Origin of the sequence: Chromobacterium sphagni (genome assembly GCF_001855575.1) — a bacterium.
Lineage (GTDB): Bacteria > Pseudomonadota > Gammaproteobacteria > Burkholderiales > Chromobacteriaceae > Chromobacterium > Chromobacterium sphagni.
The window spans coordinates 1,100,418-1,117,646 of record NZ_MKCS01000001.1 but is presented as its reverse complement, the minus strand read 5'-3'; the positions used below and the strand labels follow the sequence as shown (position 1 = coordinate 1,117,646).

The 17,229-nt window shown below is 62.6% G+C and carries 16 protein-coding genes; 6 read left to right on the top strand and 10 right to left on the bottom strand.

The window, feature by feature from the left end; genetic code table 11:
* Positions 1-39 precede the first annotated feature (39 nt).
* Complete coding sequence (locus BI347_RS05355; protein ID WP_071113639.1) at positions 40-717, bottom strand: pseudouridine synthase; 678 nt, start codon at positions 715-717, stop codon at positions 40-42.
* A 495-nt stretch (positions 718-1,212) separates the two neighbouring features.
* Here BI347_RS05355 and BI347_RS05350 point away from each other — a divergent pair, with 495 nt between their 5' ends.
* Together BI347_RS05350 and icd are read left to right on the top strand one after the other, a co-directional pair.
* Positions 1,213-3,438 (top strand): NADP-dependent isocitrate dehydrogenase, encoded by a 2,226-nt coding sequence (locus BI347_RS05350; protein WP_071115456.1) that lies wholly within the window; start codon positions 1,213-1,215, stop codon positions 3,436-3,438.
* A gap of 160 nt (positions 3,439-3,598) precedes the next feature.
* On the top strand, positions 3,599-4,828 hold the full coding sequence (icd, locus tag BI347_RS05345; RefSeq protein ID WP_071113637.1) for an NADP-dependent isocitrate dehydrogenase: 1,230 nt from the start codon (positions 3,599-3,601) through the stop codon (positions 4,826-4,828).
* Positions 4,829-4,878: 50 nt separating this feature from the next.
* On the opposite strand, the gene BI347_RS05340 is transcribed toward icd, so the two are convergent.
* A complete protein-coding gene (locus BI347_RS05340; protein ID WP_071113636.1) occupies positions 4,879-5,766 on the bottom strand; it encodes a LysR family transcriptional regulator in 888 nt (295 codons plus the stop codon).
* A 218-nt stretch (positions 5,767-5,984) separates the two neighbouring features.
* Here BI347_RS05340 and BI347_RS05335 point away from each other — a divergent pair, with 218 nt between their 5' ends.
* The gene (locus BI347_RS05335) at positions 5,985-6,524 is read left to right on the top strand and encodes a GNAT family N-acetyltransferase (protein ID WP_071113635.1); all 540 of its coding nucleotides are present in this window, start codon (positions 5,985-5,987) and stop codon (positions 6,522-6,524) included.
* 89 nt (positions 6,525-6,613) lie between these two features.
* Here BI347_RS05335 and BI347_RS05330 read toward each other — a convergent pair whose 3' ends face one another.
* Complete coding sequence (locus BI347_RS05330) at positions 6,614-6,817, bottom strand: cold-shock protein (RefSeq protein WP_071113634.1); 204 nt, start codon at positions 6,815-6,817, stop codon at positions 6,614-6,616.
* Between the two features lie 226 nt (positions 6,818-7,043).
* On the opposite strand from BI347_RS05330, the gene clpS reads away from it, so the two are divergent.
* A complete protein-coding gene (gene clpS, locus BI347_RS05325) occupies positions 7,044-7,352 on the top strand; it encodes an ATP-dependent Clp protease adapter ClpS (RefSeq protein WP_071113633.1) in 309 nt (102 codons plus the stop codon).
* On the top strand, positions 7,352-9,628 hold the full coding sequence (gene clpA / locus BI347_RS05320; RefSeq protein WP_071113632.1) for an ATP-dependent Clp protease ATP-binding subunit ClpA: 2,277 nt from the start codon (positions 7,352-7,354) through the stop codon (positions 9,626-9,628). Before clpS ends, clpA begins: the two co-directional genes overlap by 1 nt.
* 61 nt (positions 9,629-9,689) lie before the next feature.
* Here clpA and xerD read toward each other — a convergent pair whose 3' ends face one another.
* From xerD to BI347_RS05285, 7 genes are all read right to left on the bottom strand, one after another.
* Positions 9,690-10,577, bottom strand: a complete 888-nt coding sequence (gene xerD, locus BI347_RS05315; RefSeq protein ID WP_071115455.1) for a site-specific tyrosine recombinase XerD — start codon at positions 10,575-10,577, stop codon at positions 9,690-9,692.
* Positions 10,564-11,028: a methylated-DNA--[protein]-cysteine S-methyltransferase gene (locus tag BI347_RS05310; RefSeq protein ID WP_071113630.1), complete on the bottom strand. Its 465-nt coding sequence runs from the start codon at positions 11,026-11,028 to the stop codon at positions 10,564-10,566. Before BI347_RS05310 ends, xerD begins: the two co-directional genes overlap by 14 nt.
* A gap of 72 nt (positions 11,029-11,100) precedes the next feature.
* Positions 11,101-11,469 (bottom strand): 50S ribosomal protein L19, encoded by a 369-nt coding sequence (rplS, locus tag BI347_RS05305; RefSeq protein ID WP_071113629.1) that lies wholly within the window; start codon positions 11,467-11,469, stop codon positions 11,101-11,103.
* Between the two features lie 3 nt (positions 11,470-11,472).
* Positions 11,473-12,240, bottom strand: a complete 768-nt coding sequence (gene trmD, locus BI347_RS05300; RefSeq protein ID WP_071115454.1) for a tRNA (guanosine(37)-N1)-methyltransferase TrmD — start codon at positions 12,238-12,240, stop codon at positions 11,473-11,475.
* Complete coding sequence (rimM, locus tag BI347_RS05295; RefSeq protein ID WP_071113627.1) at positions 12,240-12,746, bottom strand: ribosome maturation factor RimM; 507 nt, start codon at positions 12,744-12,746, stop codon at positions 12,240-12,242. Before rimM ends, trmD begins: the two co-directional genes overlap by 1 nt.
* Positions 12,747-12,782: 36 nt before the next feature.
* Positions 12,783-13,031, bottom strand: a complete 249-nt coding sequence (gene rpsP / locus BI347_RS05290) for a 30S ribosomal protein S16 (protein WP_071113626.1) — start codon at positions 13,029-13,031, stop codon at positions 12,783-12,785.
* Between the two features lie 106 nt (positions 13,032-13,137).
* A complete protein-coding gene (locus BI347_RS05285; protein ID WP_071115453.1) occupies positions 13,138-15,813 on the bottom strand; it encodes a bifunctional acetate--CoA ligase family protein/GNAT family N-acetyltransferase in 2,676 nt (891 codons plus the stop codon).
* Between the two features lie 403 nt (positions 15,814-16,216).
* Here BI347_RS05285 and nadA point away from each other — a divergent pair, with 403 nt between their 5' ends.
* Complete coding sequence (nadA, locus tag BI347_RS05280) at positions 16,217-17,134, top strand: quinolinate synthase NadA (RefSeq protein ID WP_071113624.1); 918 nt, start codon at positions 16,217-16,219, stop codon at positions 17,132-17,134.
* Positions 17,135-17,229: the final 95 nt, after the last annotated feature.

Here is a 17,229-nt window from a genome sequence, read left to right as displayed (position 1 = left end):
GCGCAGCGGATGCAAATCGCATAAAGATCATCAGCGGATTTAAGGTTTCTTGCCTCGCGCGAAGCGGAATGCCGGCGTTTTCACGCCCTTGGCCGACTGCGGCGCCTGGCGTTGCTGCGGCCTGTCGCCAGGCTTGCCGCCCCGGCCGGCATGCTGCACCCGCGGCAAATCCTCCAGATTCACCTCCAGGCTGCGCATCTCTCCCGGTAGCAGTCCATCCAGCCGCCATGGCCCGATCGCCACCCGCACCAGGCGCAACGTGGGCAAGCCCACTTTGGCTGTCATGCGCCGCACCTGGCGGTTTTTGCCTTCGCTGATGACGATTTCCAGCCAGCAGTCCGGCACGGTCTTGCGAAAACGCACCGGCGGCTTGCGCTCCCATAGCTCGGGCGCGTCGATGCGCCGCGCTTGGGCCGGCTGGGTGGTGAAATCGCCCAGATCCACCCCTGCGCGCAATTGCGCCAGCTGCTCGTCGCTGGCCTGCCCCTCCACCTGTACCCAATAGGTCTTGGGCAGCTTCCAGCGCGGATCGCTGATGCGGTGCTGCAGCGGGCCTTCGCCGGTCAGCAGCAGCAAGCCCTCGCTGTCGGTATCCAAGCGGCCGGCCGGATACACGCCGGACAGCGGGACGCAGGACTTCAGCGTAGGATGCAGCGGGTGTTCGGAAAACTGGCAGATCACGCCGTACGGCTTGTTGAGCAAGATAAGCTGGGACATGTGGTGGGCAAAGGCAATGGACAATTAAGCGGATGATAGCAAGGACAGGCCGAGCTCGTCGTGGCGATATCGCCGGACATGCATGCCGCATGCGGATCAAGCGCGGTTTGGCTGCCGGCCTGCGCGCCATCCGCGCTTCTCGCCCGGGGGCGATGCGGAAATCGCCGCCGCAAAGCCTCCGCCCCGCCTTTACCTCGCGTCGAACGCGGTGGCCGATATGCCGTATAATTCGCTTCCGAACCGACGCCGGCCACTTATAAAGCATATAAAGTTCAGTTGCGCTGCGAACCAAGCGGATGAGGAGAGGTATAATTCGCATTTGAAAAGCAGCCCGGGAGTCGCCCGGCATCATTCCAGCGGAGGCGAAGCCGCGCCCGCCGGAACCTGAGCCCGTCTTTCCAAGGTCTTTCAATGCGCCTGCAGCGGATGCCGCCATCGACCGCAGCCGCCCCGCGCAACCGTTCTGTCGTCACAAGATAACATGGAGATAGAGTAATGCCTTCGGAACAGCCAAGCATCATTTACACCCTTACCGACGAAGCCCCGGCACTGGCGACCAGCGCCTTCCTGCCTGTGGTCCGGACCTTTGCGGGCGCCGCCGGCATCCATATCGCCACGGCGGACATCTCGGTGGCTTCGCGCGTCCTGGCCGAGTTTCCCGAGTATCTGACCGACGCGCAGAAAGTGCCGAACACGCTGGCCGAGCTGGGCAAGCTGACGCAGAATCCGGACACCAACATCATCAAGCTGCCCAATATCAGCGCCTCCGTGGCACAGTTGATCGCCTGCATCAAGGAACTGCAAGCCAAGGGCTATGCGATTCCCGACTTCCCGGAAAACCCGACCAACGACGCCGACAAGTCCATCAAGGACCGCTACTCCAAATGCCTGGGCTCGGCGGTCAACCCGGTGCTGCGCGAAGGCAACTCCGACCGCCGCGCGCCGCTGGCGGTGAAAAACTACGCCAAGAAGCACCCGCACTCGATGGGCGAATGGAAGCAGTGGTCGCAGACCCACGTCTCCCATATGCACCATGGCGACTTCTACCACGGCGAGAAGTCCATCACGCTGGACAAGGCGCGCGACGTGAAGATGGAGCTGGTGACCAAGAGCGGCCAGACCATCGTGCTTAAACCGAAAGTCGCGCTGCAGGCCGGCGAAATCATCGACTCGATGTTCATGAGCAAGAAGGCGCTGTGCGACTTCTACGAGCGCGAGATGGAAGACTGCCGCGAAGCCGGCATCCTGTTCTCCCTGCACGTGAAGGCCACCATGATGAAGGTGTCCCACCCCATCGTGTTCGGCCATTGCGTCAAGATCTACTACAAGGACGCGTTCGAGAAGCACGGCAAGCTGTTTGACGAGCTGGGCATCAACGTCAACAACGGCATCGCCACGCTGTACGAAAAAATCGAAACCCTGCCGGCGTCCAAGCGCGAAGAAATCATCCGCGACCTGCACGCCTGCCAGGAGCACCGTCCGCGCCTGGCGATGGTGGATTCGGCCAAGGGCATCACCAACTTCCACTCGCCCAACGACATCATCGTCGACGCCTCGATGCCGGCGATGATCCGCGCCGGCGGCAAGATGTGGGGCGCCGACGGCAAGCCGTACGACGCCAAGGCGGTGATGCCGGAATCGACCTTCGCCCGCATTTACCAGGAGATGATCAACTTCTGCAAATGGCATGGCAACTTCGATCCGAAAACCATGGGCACCGTGCCCAACGTCGGCCTGATGGCGCAGAAAGCCGAGGAATACGGCTCGCACGACAAGACCTTTGAAATCCAGGAAGACGGCGTCGCCAACATCGTCGACCTCGCCACCGGCGAAGTGCTGCTGAGCCAGAACGTCGAACAGGGCGACATCTGGCGCATGTGCCAGGTGAAGGACGCGCCGATCCGCGACTGGGTCAAGCTGGCCGTCACCCGCGCCCGCAACTCCGGCATGCCGGCGGTGTTCTGGCTGGACCCGTACCGCCCGCACGAGAACGAGCTGATCAAGAAGGTGCAAACCTACCTGAAGGAGCACGACACCAGCGGCCTGGACATCCACATCATGTCGCAGGTGCGCGCGATGCGCTTCACGCTGGAGCGCGTGGCCCGCGGCCTGGACACCATCTCGGTCACCGGCAACATCCTGCGCGACTACCTGACCGACCTGTTCCCCATCATGGAACTGGGCACCTCCGCCAAGATGCTGTCCATCGTTCCCCTGATGGCCGGCGGCGGCATGTACGAAACCGGCGCCGGCGGCTCGGCGCCCAAGCACGTGCAGCAGTTGCTGGAGGAAAACCATCTGCGCTGGGACTCCCTGGGCGAATTCCTGGCGCTGGCGGTGTCGCTGGAGGACCTGGGCATCAAGACCGGCAACAGCAAGGCCAAGATCCTGGCCAAGACGCTGGACGCCGCCACCGGCAAGCTTCTGGACAACAACCAGTCGCCTTCGCGCCGCACCGGTGAGCTGGATAACCGCGGTAGCCAGTTCTACCTGTCGATGTATTGGGCGCAGGCGCTGGCCGAACAGTCCGAGGACAAGGAGCTGCAGGCCCGCTTCGCCGCCATCGCCAAGAACCTGGCCAGCAACGAACAGCAGATCCTGGCCGAGCTGAAGGCGGTGCAAGGCAAGCCGGTGGACATCGGCGGCTACTACCTGCCCGACGCCAAGAAGTGCGAAACCGTGATGCGCCCAAGCGCCACCTTCAACGCCGCGCTCGTTTAAGCCGAGCGGTAGTCGGAAGCAGGCTTCTTCCGTCAAGCCAAAGCGCCAGGGCACGGCCCTGGCGCTTTTTTTGCACCCGGGATTTTCATGGTGGTTTGATGGATAATCGGACGGCAAGCGGCGGCCAATGACATCGCACACGCTAACCAGGAGAGCAAATATGGGCACATCTCATATCAAGGTTCCGGCAGACGGCAAGAAGATCATTCCCGGGCAAGCCATTCCCGACCATCCCATCATCCCCTTCATCGAGGGCGACGGCATAGGCGTGGACATCACCCCGGTGATGGTCAAGGTGGTGGACGCGGCGGTGGCCAAAGCCTACGGCGGCGCAAAGAAAATCCACTGGATGGAGGTCTACGCCGGCGAGAAATCCACCCGGTTGTATGGTCCGGACGAATGGCTGCCGAAGGAAACCTTCGACGCGCTGAAAGAATTCTCGATATCGATCAAGGGCCCGATGACCACGCCGGTGGGCGGCGGCATCCGCTCGCTGAACGTGGCGCTGCGCCAGGAGCTGGACCTGTACCAGTGCGTGCGCCCGGTGCGCTACTTCAAGGGCGTGCCCTCGCCGCTGAAGCAGCCCGAGCTGTGCGACATGGTGATCTTCCGCGAGAACACCGAGGACATCTACGCCGGCATCGAATGGCAGGCAGGCTCGGACAAGGTCAAAAGAGTCATCCAGTTCCTGCAGGACGAGATGGGCGTGAAGAAGATCCGCTTCCCCGACAGCTCCGGCATCGGCATCAAGCCGATCTCGGTGGAAGGCAGCGAACGGCTGGTGCGCGCCGCCATCAACTACGCCATCGACAACCGGCGCCAATCGGTGACCATTGTCCACAAGGGCAATATCATGAAGTTCACCGAAGGCAACTTCCGCGACGCCGCCTACGCGCTGGCCAAACGCGAATTCGGCGGCGTGGAGATCGACGGCGGCCCGTGGCTGAAGCTGCCGAACGGCATCGTGATCAAGGACGCCATCGCCGACGCCTTCCTGCAGCAGATCCTGCTGCGTCCGGCCGAATACGACGTGATCGCCACCACTAATCTGAACGGCGACTACATCTCCGACGCGCTGGCGGCGCAAGTGGGCGGCATCGGCATCGCGCCGGGCGCCAATATCTCCGACCAGTACGCCTGCTTCGAAGCCACCCACGGCACCGCGCCCAAATACGCCGGCCAGGACAAGGTGAACCCGGGTTCACTGATCCTGTCGGCCGAAATGATGCTGCGCCATCTGGGCTGGAAGGAAGCCGCCGATCTGGTGATCAAGGCGATGGAAGCGGCCATCGCCGACAAGGTGGTCACCTACGACTTCGCCCGCCAGATGGACGGCGCCACCGAAGTCTCCTGCTCCGCCTTCGGCGCTGCGATGATAGAACGCATGTAATCGCCCGGTCCCACAACCGGCAGGCCCGCCTGGCGCGGGCCTTTCCCGTTTCAGCTCCAGCTTTGGGCCAGCTTCCTGGCGGCGTCCAGCACCCGCTGCTTGGCCGGCTCCCGCCGCTTGCCCTCGCGCCAGGCCATCATCAGCCGCCAGCCGCCCAGTTCGATGCCGGCCAGCGACAGCCGCTTGAGCATCCCAAGCTCCAACTCATCGCGCACCGCCAGCTCCGGCATGAAGGAGACAAAACCGTGATGCAGCGCCAGGTCCCTCGCCGCTGCAGCAGGCTGCACCCTGTGGATGGGCCTGGCCTCGGCGCGCAGCGGGCGCAGAAGGCGCAGCAATTCGTCACACTCCGCGCCCCAATACTGCGGCGCCAGCGGATGGCGCGCGACCTCGCCCAGCGTCACTTGGGCCTTATCCGCCAGCGGATGTCCCGCCGCGCAGACCGCCGCAATCGGCGAATCGCACAGCCACTCCATCCGCAGGCCCGCCACCGCCGGCCGCTCCAGCACAAAGCCGATATCCCGCTCGCCGGTCAGCAGCCGCTGCATGATCTGCGGCGAATGATCGGTATCGCAATGGATTTCCAGCGGAGCATCCGCCAATCCTTGCAGCAAGGGTCCGAACAGCACGCCCGCCAGCGATGCCAGGCAAGCCAGCCTGACGGTTGGCAGTGCTTCCATCCCCTGTAGGCACTCGCGTCCATGCGCGAGCATCTCCAACGCCGCTCTGGCCGCCGGCAAATAAGACAGGCAAGCGGCAGTCGGCTCAGCGCCGCGGCGATGGCGCTGAAACAGCGTCACTCCCAGCAGCCTCTCCAGCGCCCCGATGCGCTGGCTGACCTGCGGCTGCGACCAGCCGCGCCGGGCGGCGGCCTGGCTGAAACTGCCCAGCGACGCCGCCTCCAGCAGCAGCTCCAGATCCTCCAACGCGATAGACATAATAAAAATCCATAGCAAATATCATAAATTGCCCAGTTTCATTATATCAGGCTACTTCGCAATAATGACAAAAACCAAGAGACGCACCATGCCGCCGATGCCCGCCACCCGCCGCTATTTGCTGCCGCGGGAGCCAGCACGGCCGGCCTGCTGCCGCGCCATCGATCAACGGGCAGGCTGACCTTCCGCTTGCTAGCAGACTAAAAGAGAACGAATCCATGTCCGCCATACTCACCGCGCGATTGCTGCTGCGCGCGCCCACCGCCGACGATGCCGCGTCGCTGTTTGAAATTTACGGCGACCCGCAAACCAACCTCTACAACCCGAACGGCCCTTACCCGAGCCTGGAGTTCGCGCGACAGCGGCTGGATAGCTGGATGGACGACTGGCAACGGGATGGTTTTGGACAATGGGCGCTGGCTTTGCGCGATGCGCCATCGACGGTGATAGGCTTTGGCGGACTGGCCTTCACCGACTATGGCGGAGAGATGCGCCTGAACCTGGGCTATCGCTTTGCGCCGTCGGCCTGGGGAAAGGGGCTGGCCAGTGAAATGGGGCATGCGGCGCGGGACCTGGCCTTCAGGAATCTGAAGGCCGCCGCGATCTACGCCAGAGTCAGACCGGCCAACCTGCCTTCCATACGCGTGCTCGACCGCCTGGGATTTAATTACTTGGAATTATTGTCCGACATTCCCGGCAGGCCGCCCTCGCTGGTCTATACTCTGAAACAGGAAGCATGCAACGCTAAACCAGCGTAAGCGCTGAAGCAAAATGAAAAGCCCGCCGTAAGCGGGCTTCGAAATATGCCAGCCAGTCCACCGCACGGCGGGACTGACCCAAAACGTATTTACACGTTCTGAATGTTTGACGCCTGTTTACCCTTGGGGCCGGACACCACTTCAAAGCTTACGCGCTGACCCTCTTTCAGAGTCTTGAAGCCTTGCATGTTGATGGCCGAGAAATGAGCGAACAAATCCTCGCCACCTTCATCCGGAGTAATAAAGCCGAAGCCTTTTGCGTCATTGAACCACTTCACGGTACCAAATGCCATTTAACTTCCTTGCGAAAAAAGGCTGGTGAAGCCGACCAACTTAGAGCTTAATAGACTTTGACAATTACATTGAAATGCAAAATGCCAAACAGTTAAGCCAAGCACCAGCTGCATTTCTACGCAACCCGGACGGTATCGTCAAGTGATTGCCAGATTGCAGCCCCCCTTGAAAAAAAGTCAGAGGGAACCAAAATTGAAGTAAGGCACCGTTTCCATGAAAGTCTACATGTCCACCTCGGTCAAAGGCGATGCCCAGCTTGAGGCGTCACGGGTTAGGGAAAACCCGCCCCCGATGTATAAGGTGTTGTTATTGAACGATGATTTTACCCCGATGGACTTCGTGGTGCAGGTTCTCCAGCAGTTCTTTCACTTGAACCGCGAGAAAGCCACACACATCATGCTGCAAGTCCACACGCAAGGTCACGGCGTGTGTGGCGTTTATACCAAAGACGTGGCTGCAACGAAGGTCGAGCAGGTGTTGCAATATGCGAAAGCGCACCAGCATCCGCTCCAGTGCGTAATGGAGGAAAACTGATGATTGCCCAGGAGCTTGAAGTAAGCCTGCACATGGCGTTCATGGACGCACGGCGCAAGCGCCACGAGTTCATCAGCGTGGAGCATCTGCTGCTCGCGATGACCGACAATCCGTCGGCCGCAGAAGTCTTGCGAGCTTGCGGCGCCAATATCGACCAACTGAAGAAGCAACTGTCCGACTTCATCGACGAGCATACCCCCACCGTGCCCGGCGAAACCGAGGTCGAGACTCAACCAACGCTGGGATTCCAACGGGTGATCCAGCGTGCCATCCTGCATGTGCAGTCGTCCGGCAAGAAGGAAGTGTCCGGCGCCAACATCCTGGTCGCCATCTTCGGCGAAAAGGATTCGCACGCCGTCTACTACCTGCATCAGCAAGGGATTTCGCGGCTGGACGTAGTCAACTTCATCTCTCACGGCATCACCAAGCAGCGGTCGCAGCAGCCGCCGCAGGAGCCGCGCGACAGCAACAACGACGCAGAGAATGAAGAACAGAGCGCCGGCCCTGGCGGCGCGCTGGAAAACTACACCCAGAACCTCAACCAGATGGCCCGTGACGGCAAGATAGATCCTTTGATCGGCCGCGAGCACGAGCTTGAGCGCACGGTGCAGATCCTGTGTCGTCGCCGCAAGAACAACCCACTGCTGGTAGGCGAAGCCGGCGTCGGCAAGACCGCCATCGCCGAAGGTCTGGCGCGGCGCATCGTCGGCGGAGAAGTGCCGGAAATCCTGGCCAAATCCACCGTCTACGCGCTGGACATGGGCGCCTTGCTGGCCGGCACCAAGTACCGCGGCGACTTCGAGCAGCGGCTGAAGGCGGTGATCAAACAGCTGACTGACGACAGCAATGCCATCCTGTTCATCGACGAGATCCACACCCTGATCGGCGCCGGCGCCGCTTCCGGCGGCACGCTGGATGCGTCCAACCTGCTGAAGCCGGCGCTGTCCAACGGCAGCCTTCGCTGCATAGGCGCAACGACGTACAACGAGTACCGCGGCATCTTCGAAAAAGACAACGCGCTGTCGCGCCGCTTCCAGAAGATAGACGTCTCCGAGCCCACCGTGCAGCAGACGGTGGAAATCCTCAAGGGACTGAAATCGCGCTTCGAGGCCCACCACGGCGTCAAGTACACGCAGTCGGCGCTGTCCACCGCGGCCGAGCTGGCAGCGCGCTACATCAACGACCGCCACCTGCCGGACAAGGCCATCGACGTGATCGACGAGGCCGGCGCGGCGCAGAAGATACTGCCCAAGTCGCGGCAGAAGAAGGTGATCAACAAGTCAGAGATCGAAGAGATCGTCGCCAAGATCGCCCGCATTCCGCCCAAAACCGTCTCCTCGGACGACAAGAACGTGCTCAAGAACCTGGAGCGCGATCTGAAGAACGTGGTGTTCGGCCAGGAAAAGGCGATCGAAGGGCTGGCCAGCGCCATCAAGATGACGCGTTCCGGCCTGGGCAATCCGCAGAAACCTATCGGCTCCTTCCTGTTCTCCGGCCCCACCGGGGTCGGCAAGACCGAGCTGGCGCGGCAACTGGCCTACATCCTCGGCGTCGAGCTGATCCGCTTCGACATGTCCGAGTACATGGAGCGCCATGCGGTGTCGCGGCTGATCGGCGCGCCTCCGGGCTATGTCGGCTTTGAACAGGGCGGCCAGTTGACCGAGGCCATCAACAAGCATCCGTACGCGGTGGTGCTGCTGGACGAGATCGAAAAGGCGCATCCAGACATCTACAACGTGCTGCTGCAGGTGATGGACCACGGCACCCTGACCGACAACAACGGCCGCAAGGCAGACTTCCGCAACGTGGTGCTGATCATGACCACCAACGCGGGCGCCGAATCGTTGTCCAAGCCTGCGCTGGGCTTCACCCAGACCAAGGCCGCCGGCGACGAGATGGGCGACATCAAGCGCCTGTTCAGTCCGGAATTCCGCAACCGGCTGGATGCCATCATCCCGTTCAGCGTGCTGGACGAGCAGATCATCCTGCAGGTGGTGGACAAGTTCCTGATGCAGCTGGAACAGCAATTGTCGGAGAAGCACGTGGACATCCACTTCACCGACGATCTGCGCCGCTTCCTGGCGAAGAACGGCTTCGACCCGCTGATGGGCGCGCGGCCGATGGCACGGCTGATCCAGGACACGCTGCGCAAGGCGCTGGCCGACGAGTTGTTGTTCGGCAAGCTGGTGGCCGGCGGCGAAGTCACCATCACCGTGGTGGACGACAAGGTGGAGCTGCAGTTCGACCAGCCCGCGCTGGCCGCCGAACCCGCCTGAACCCGCGTCGGTTCAAACCGATGGCAGAACGCCCGCGCAAGCGGGCGTTTTTCATTGCCGCCTAGCCGCGCGGATGATGGCGCGCGTGCAGCTGCTTCAGCCTCTCGCGCGCGACATGGGTGTAGATTTGGGTAGTGGAGATGTCGGCATGGCCCAGCAGCAGCTGCACCACCCGCAGGTCGGCGCCATGGTTGACCAAGTGGGTGGCGAAAGCATGGCGCAGCACGTGCGGGCTGACCGCTGGCAAGCCCTGCCGCCTGGCGTATTGCGAGATCAGGTACCAGGCCATCTGCCGCGTCATGCCGGCCTTGCGCTGGGTGACGAACACCGCGTCGCACGGCAATCCCGCCAACAGCAGCGGCCGCGCCTCTCGCATATAGCGCAGCAGCCATTCCTGGGCGATTTCGCCCAGCGGCACCAGCCGCTCCTTGTTGCCCTTGCCCACTGTTTTCACCACGCCGTCCAGCAGATTGAGCTGGGTCAGCGTCAGCCCCACCAGCTCGGACACCCGCAGACCGCTGGCGTACAGCACCTCCAGCATCGCCCGGTCGCGCAGGCCCAGCGGCGTGTCCACCTCCGGCGCCAGCAACAGCGCCTCCACCGCCTGCTCGGACAGCGATTTGGGCAAGCGCAGCCCCTGTTTGGGCGTGGCCAGCCTGGCGCTGGGATCATCCTGCCGCTGCCCGCTTTGCAACAGGTGCTGGTAGTAGCGGCGCAGCGCCGACACCAGCCGCGCCCGCGTCGCCGGCTTTTCGCTGTCCACGCCGGCCAGCAGCGCCTGTTGCAGCTGATCGGCATCCGCCCGCTGCAGCGAGTAGTCCAGCGCCTGCAAACGGCCCGACAACTTCGCCAGATCGCGCCGGTAAGCCGCCAGCGTGTTCTGCGACAGGCCGTCGCTCAGCCACAGCTGATCCAGGAAGGCGTCGATGCTGTCCTTATCGGTATTCATGCTGCAGCAGCCATTTCTTGATATCCAGGGTTGCATCGCCGGTGGACTGGCTGAAACCGCCCAGTCCCGAGCTCGCCACCACCCGGTGGCAGGGCACGATGATGGGGATCGGATTGCGGCCGCAAGCGCCGCCCACCGCACGTGGCGACGAGTCCAACGCTCGGGACAGGTCCAGATAGCGGCGGGTCTGACCGCAGGGTATCGCCGCGATCTCGCGCCACACCCTGAGCTGGTATGCGGTGCCGCGCAAACGCCAGGGCAGATCGAAGACGTGGCCGGCATCGGCGTAATAGGCGTTCAACTGGCGCGCCACCTCCGCCTCCAGGCTGCCGGCCATCGGCGATTGCAGCGGTTGATCGGCTGGCAAGAAGCACAGCTCCAGCAATTCTCCATCGATGCACAGGACCCCCAGCCGCCCAAACGGCGCTGTCACCACCGCGCTGTAAACCATGCGCTGCGCCCCAATAAAAAAAGCGCAAGGCCATGCCTTGCGCTTTGATCATAGCGGCTGTCGCCGACAGGATTAACCCTGCTTGCGAGCCGGCAGTTTTTCCTTGATACGTGCGGACTTGCCGGTACGACCACGCAGGTAGTACAGCTTGGCGCGACGTACGTCGCCGCGGCGCTTCACTTCAACGGAAGCCACCAGCGGGGAGTAAGTTTGGAAGGTACGCTCAACACCTTCGCCGGCGGACATCTTGCGCACGGTGAAAGCGCTGTTCAGACCGCGGTTACGCTTGGCGATGACCACGCCTTCGTAAGCCTGCAGACGCTCGCGGGTGCCTTCCTTTACCTTGACCTGAACCACTACGGTATCGCCAGGAGCGAATTCCGGCAGGGTTTTGCCCAGGCGGGCGATTTCTTCTTGCTCGAGTTTCTGGATCAGATCCATTTTTTACTCCGGTTTTTTGCGGATATCTTGTTCCTGCTGGTACTCCGCCAGCAGCCGAGATTCCTGTTTTGTCAAAATGCGGTCTTGCAGTAGCTCGGGCCGGCGTTTCCACGTTCTGCCCAGCGACTGTTTGAGCCGCCATTTGGCGATCAAGGCATGATTACCGGACAACAGCACGTCCGGCACCCGCATGCCGCGATACTCTTCGGGTCGGGTGTAATGCGGGCAGTCCAAAAGACCGTCCACAAATGAGTCTTCATAGGCCGACTGCGCGTCGTTGAGCACGCCGGGCAGCAAACGCACCACCGCGTCCATCAATACCATAGCCGGCAGTTCGCCGCCAGAGAGCACGTAGTCGCCGATGGATATCTCCTCGTCAACCACGGTTTCTATCAGGCGCTCGTCCACGCCTTCGTAGCGTCCGCACAGCAGGATCAGGCCCGGCCGCTGCGACAGCTCCGCCGCCTTGGCGTGCGTGAGCCGCGCGCCTTGCGGCGACAGGTAGATCACATGGCTGCGCCCGGCGCCGGCCGCCTGCTGGCGGCCGCGGGCAGACGCGATGGCCTGCTCCAGCGGTTCGATCTGCATCACCATGCCCGGGCCGCCGCCATAGGGCCGGTCATCCACCCGACGATAGTTGTCGTGGGTGAAATCACGCGGATTCCAGGCCTTGAAGCCCCAGATGGCCAGGTCAAGCGCCCGCTGGCTGACGCCAAAGCGGGCGATGGAGTCGAACATCTCGGGGAACAGCGTAACCGCGTCGATCTGCATCAGTAATCCAGACCCCAGTCCACCAGGATGCGGCCTTCGGCCGGTAGCACTTCCAACACATACTGGTCGACGAAGGGAATCAGCCTTTGGCCGTGTTCGCCCTTCACCACCAATACGTCGTTGGCGCCGGTTTCCATCAGGCCGTCCACCGTGCCCAGCGTTTCGCCCTGCTGGTTGACGACCGCCAGACCGATCAGATCGCTCCAGTAGTATTCGCCATCGCCAGCCTCTGGCAGTTCGCTGCGCGGCACGGCGATCTGCATGCCGCACAGGGCTTCCGCCCCGTCGCGGTCGTCGATGCCTTCCAGCTTGGCGGCGAGCGCCTTGGGCTGCACGGTGCCATTCTCAAATGTATACGGCTTCCAGCTGCCGTCCTTGCCCAGCCACCAGACCGGGTAGTCAAACAGGCCGTCAGCGTGTTCGGTATCGGCGTGGATTTTCACCCAGCCCTTGATACCGAAGGCGCCGCGCACAAAGCCCATCGGTACGAGATCTTCGTTGCGCATGCGCCCTTAGTCCGTTAAATCTGGATCAACGAACGATCAGGCAGCAACCTTCTGCTCTTTGAGCAGCTTGGCTACGGAGTCGGACAGTTGAGCGCCGACGCCTACCCAGTAGTTCAGGCGATCCATGGTGAAGCGAACGCGCTCTTGCTTTTCGTTGGCTACCGGATTGTAGAAGCCAACGCGCTCGATGAAGCGACCGTCACGACGGTTACGGGAATCGGTCACCACGATGTTGTAGAACGGACGGTTCTTGGCGCCGCCGCGTGCCAGACGAATCACTACCATTGTCGATTGTCCTTGAAAAAAACTGTGTATAGAAAAGCCCACGATTTTAGGGCAGATTTCCCTTATCTTGCAAGCGCTTAATGCAAGTCCCTGTTCCGCCAGCCTCTTAAAGCGTCTTCAACACCTGGCTCAGCGCTCGGTCTTCGGGGTGGGTCTCGACGCTAAATCCCAGTTTATGCATCAGTTTCAGCATGCCCTTGTTGCCGGCTAACACCTCGCCGCGCATGATCTTCAGCCCCTGCTCGCGCGCCGCGTCGAACAACGCCTGCATCAAGAGATTGCCAATGCCGCGGCCCTGCCAGTCGTCGGCCACTTCCAGCGCGAACTCGCAGGCCTCGTTGTCCGGATCGGTGATGAAGCGCGCCACCGCCAGCATCTGCTCGCCGCCCTGCTCGTCGCGCGTCATCGCCAGCGCCATCTCGCGGTCGTAGTCTATCTGGGTGAAGCGGACCAGCATGCTCTGCGACAGCTGCTTGATGCTGGACAGGTAGCGGTTGTAGCGGCTTTCCTCTGACAGATTGCGCACGAAGGCCTGCTGCATGTCGGCGTCCTCCGGACGGATGGGCCGTATCATCACCGCCGTGCCGTCCCGCAGCCTGGCGCATACCACCATGTGCGAGGGGTAAGGCATGATGGCCATATGGCCGTAGCGCTTGAGGTCGGCGCGCGCTGGCTCGACGAAGATGCGCGCGTCCAGCGCGATCACGCCCTTTTCGTCCGCCACCAGCGGATTGATGTCCATCTCGCGCAGCTGCGGCAGCTCGCACACCATTTCCGATACCTGCAGCAGCACATGGCGCAGTTCGTCGATATCCACCGGCGGCAGGTTCTTGAACGGCCCCAGCAACTGGCCGATGCGGGTCTGGGCCACCATATTGTCGACCAGATAATCGTTGAGCGGCGGCAGCGCCAAGGCCAAGTCGCGCATCACTTCCACCGCGATGCCGCCTGCGCCGAAGGTGATCACCGGGCCAAAAGCGGCGTCGTGCGCCACTCCCACCATCAGTTCGCGGGCGAAGCGGCGCTTGCGCATAGGCTGCACCGAAATGCCGTCGATGCGCGCGTCCGGCCGCGCCTGGCGCGTGCGGGCGAGGATGGCGTCGAACGCGCTCTTGAGAGTAGCCTCATTGCTGATGTTCAGCTCCACGCCGCCGACGTCCGACTTGTAGATGATGTCCGGCGAATCGATCTTCAGCACCACCGGATAGCCTATCTTGTCGGCCTGCTTCACCGCCTCGCCGGGCGTGCGCGCCAGCGTGGTCGGGTTGACCGGGATGTGGAAGGCGGCCAGCACCTGCTTGGATTCGCGCTCGGACAGGATGGTGCGGCCCTCGGCCAGCACCCGGTCTATCACCTTGCGCGCCGCCGCCACGTCCGGATCGGCGCGCCGGCCCTCCAGCGGACCCGGCGTCTGCATCAGCAATTGCTGGTTGTGCTGATAGGCGGCCAGGTGGCGGAACACTTCTATCCCGTATTCCGGCGCGCGGAAATGCGCGCACTTGGCCTTGGAGAACAGCTCGCGGCTTTCCGACACCTTGGCGTCGCCCAGCCAGGACAGGAACAGCGGCTTGGCGGTCTCGCGCTGCAGCCCTATCATCAATTGCGCGGTGGTCAGGTGGTCGGTGCCGGCCTGCGGCGTGAAGATCACCATCACCCCGTCCACGCCAGAGTCGTCGACGCAGGCCTTCACCGCAGTGCGGAAACGCATCGGACTGGCGTCGCCGATGATGTCCAGCGGATTGCCGTGCGACCAGTTGCGCGGCAGCACGCTGTCCAGCAGCGTGAGGGTTGCTTCCCCCAGCTTCGCCAGCTCCACGCCGTAATCTATGGCGCTATCGGCCGCCAGCATGCCCGGACCGAAGCCGTTGGTGACGATGGCCAGCCGCTTGCCGCCGACGCGGTAATTGGCCGCCAACACCTTGGCGGCGGTGAACAGCTGGGCGATGGACGACACCCTGAGCACGCCGGCCCGCGCCAGCGCCGCGTCGAACACCTCGCCGCTGGCCACCAGATTGCTGGAATGGGTGAGGCCGCTGGCGTCGCTCTCGAAACGGCCGGACTTGATCACCACCACCGGCTTGGTGCGAGCGGCGGCCCGCAGCGCCGACATGAAACGGCGCGCGTCGTGTATGTGGTGAACATGCAACAGTATGCCCTGGGTGAAGTTGTCCGCTACTAGGTAATCCAGGATTTCGCCGAAACCGACATCCAGCGCCTTGCCCAGCGAGATCACGCTGGAAAAACCGATTTCCTTGCTGTCGGCCCAGTCCAGCATCGCCGCGCACAAGGCCGACGACTCCGACACCAGCGCCAGATTGCCCGGCCGCACCTTGCCGGCGTAGTTGCTGGCATTGAAGCCGGCCACCGGGCGCATCAGGCCCAGCACATTGGGACCCAGGATGCGGATGCCGAAGTGGCGGGCGATCGACAGCGCCTCGTTGATCAGTTCCTGCTCCAGCTGCTCGCTGTCGGAGAACTCCTTGGCCAGCAGCACCGCCTTGACGCCCTTCTTGCCGCAATCCTTGATGATGGCCGGCAGGGAGCGGATGGCGGTCACCACCACCGCCAGCTCCACCGGCTCGTCTATCTGCCGCACCGAAGCCACCGCCGGAATGCCGCCCACCACCTTGTGATTGAGGTTGACCGGATACAGCTTGCCCTGGAACGAGCCGGCCAGCAGGCTGGAAAACACCGCCTGGCCAATGGAGCCGGGACGGTCGCTCGCGCCGACCACGGCCACCGTGCGCGGAGAAAACAGCGGAGTCAGATAATGCGGCCTCATGCGTGCTTGTCCTCAGGAAACGATTCAATTAGACGCCGGCTTGCCGGCGGGCGGGCAGCGGCCATTCCGCCGGCAAGCTTACGCGATCCAGGCCGGGCCGCGACAGCCCGCGCCGGACGGCAATCTGGCCGGGAAAACCGGCATCGGGCCGCCGCCGCAAACGCAGTCCACCCGCCCTCAATCATGTGCAGGGCAGCTCGACGTCATATTGACCTCAGACAAACCGCCGACAGATGCATTTCACGCCACGGCCGCCGGCAAATTTCCTCGCCGCCGTATCCAGCCAGTGGCGCTGGCTTTACAATATTGCTAATCTTTACTATTTCGCAACAAACCTTTATTGCGCTGCACCATTCAGCCAGCCGCGGCCAATGCGCCCGGTCAGGCAGGAGCCGACTCAACCATGACGAAACGCGTCGTCACCCTCGCTCATTATTACACCCAGCCCGAAATCCAGCAGATGGCGGACAAGGTGGGAGACAGCCTGGAATTATCGTTGTACGCCAAGGAAGCCCAGGCAGACATCATCGTCTTCGCCGGCGTGCGCTTCATGGCCGAAACCGCCAAGATCCTCAATCCGCAGGCCACCGTGATGCTGCCGGACGCCGGCTCCACCTGTTCGCTGGTCACCCAGACCGACGTGGCCGAGCTGACGCAATGGCGCAAGCGCTACCCGGACCATGTGCACGTGTCCTACATCAACTCCAGCGCCGAGCACAAAGCCGTGTCCGACTGGATCGTCACCAGCCGCAACGTCGACGACATCATCGCCCACCTGTACGCCGAGGGTAAGAAGGTGATCTTCTCTCCCGACCGCAATATGGGCGGCTACCTCAACGACCAGTACGGCTACGACATGCCGTTGTGGTCGGCGGTGTGCGAGGTGCACGACAAGTTCAACGAAACCGCGCTGAGCGAGGCCTTCGCCGCGGTTCCCGGCGACAAATACCTGATCGCCCACCCGGAAAGCCCTCTGCCGGTATTGAAGAAGGCCGATTACGTCGGCTCCACCTCCGGCATGCTGAACTGGGTGAAAAACTACCAGGGCAGCGCCAAGGCGGTGATCTTCGTCGCCACCGAAGACGGCATCCTCTACAACATGGGCCTGGCCCGTCCCGACCTGGACCTGCGCCAGGCGCCGATCTACGCCGGCTGCCAGTGCAATTCCTGTCCGTACATGAAGATGAACACCATAGAGGCGGTCAAACGCGCTCAGCAGGGCCTGGGCCTGGAGATCGACTACCTGACGCCCACGCAGATGGACGCCGCCCGCGTGCCGATCGAGCGCATGCTGGAATTCAGCCAGCGCTACTACGCCTGACCCAGGCCAAGAAACCCGCCCGCCGCGGGTTTTTTTACGCCTCGCGCGCCGCTCGGACCCTATTCTCCGTCATCCTGGCGGCGCTACAATCATCC

What these genes read in the sequence shown, in the direction of transcription:
- rplS (WP_071113629.1), bottom strand. Translation starts at nt 11,469, where the DNA reads ATGGATCTGATCCAGAAACTCGAGCAAGAAGAAATCGCCCGCCTGGGC.
- nadA (WP_071113624.1), top strand. Translation starts at nt 16,217, where the DNA reads ATGACGAAACGCGTCGTCACCCTCGCTCATTATTACACCCAGCCCGAA.
- BI347_RS05355 (WP_071113639.1), bottom strand. Translation starts at nt 717, where the DNA reads ATGTCCCAGCTTATCTTGCTCAACAAGCCGTACGGCGTGATCTGCCAG.
- BI347_RS05330 (WP_071113634.1), bottom strand. Translation starts at nt 6,817, where the DNA reads ATGGCATTTGGTACCGTGAAGTGGTTCAATGACGCAAAAGGCTTCGGC.
- xerD (WP_071115455.1), bottom strand. Translation starts at nt 10,577, where the DNA reads ATGAATACCGATAAGGACAGCATCGACGCCTTCCTGGATCAGCTGTGG.
- BI347_RS05340 (WP_071113636.1), bottom strand. Translation starts at nt 5,766, where the DNA reads ATGTCTATCGCGTTGGAGGATCTGGAGCTGCTGCTGGAGGCGGCGTCG.
- BI347_RS05285 (WP_071115453.1), bottom strand. Translation starts at nt 15,813, where the DNA reads ATGAGGCCGCATTATCTGACTCCGCTGTTTTCTCCGCGCACGGTGGCC.
- clpA (WP_071113632.1), top strand. Translation starts at nt 7,352, where the DNA reads ATGATTGCCCAGGAGCTTGAAGTAAGCCTGCACATGGCGTTCATGGAC.
- BI347_RS05335 (WP_071113635.1), top strand. Translation starts at nt 5,985, where the DNA reads ATGTCCGCCATACTCACCGCGCGATTGCTGCTGCGCGCGCCCACCGCC.
- trmD (WP_071115454.1), bottom strand. Translation starts at nt 12,240, where the DNA reads ATGCAGATCGACGCGGTTACGCTGTTCCCCGAGATGTTCGACTCCATC.
- rimM (WP_071113627.1), bottom strand. Translation starts at nt 12,746, where the DNA reads ATGCGCAACGAAGATCTCGTACCGATGGGCTTTGTGCGCGGCGCCTTC.
- clpS (WP_071113633.1), top strand. Translation starts at nt 7,044, where the DNA reads ATGTCCACCTCGGTCAAAGGCGATGCCCAGCTTGAGGCGTCACGGGTT.
- BI347_RS05350 (WP_071115456.1), top strand. Translation starts at nt 1,213, where the DNA reads ATGCCTTCGGAACAGCCAAGCATCATTTACACCCTTACCGACGAAGCC.
- BI347_RS05310 (WP_071113630.1), bottom strand. Translation starts at nt 11,028, where the DNA reads ATGGTTTACAGCGCGGTGGTGACAGCGCCGTTTGGGCGGCTGGGGGTC.
- rpsP (WP_071113626.1), bottom strand. Translation starts at nt 13,031, where the DNA reads ATGGTAGTGATTCGTCTGGCACGCGGCGGCGCCAAGAACCGTCCGTTC.
- icd (WP_071113637.1), top strand. Translation starts at nt 3,599, where the DNA reads ATGGGCACATCTCATATCAAGGTTCCGGCAGACGGCAAGAAGATCATT.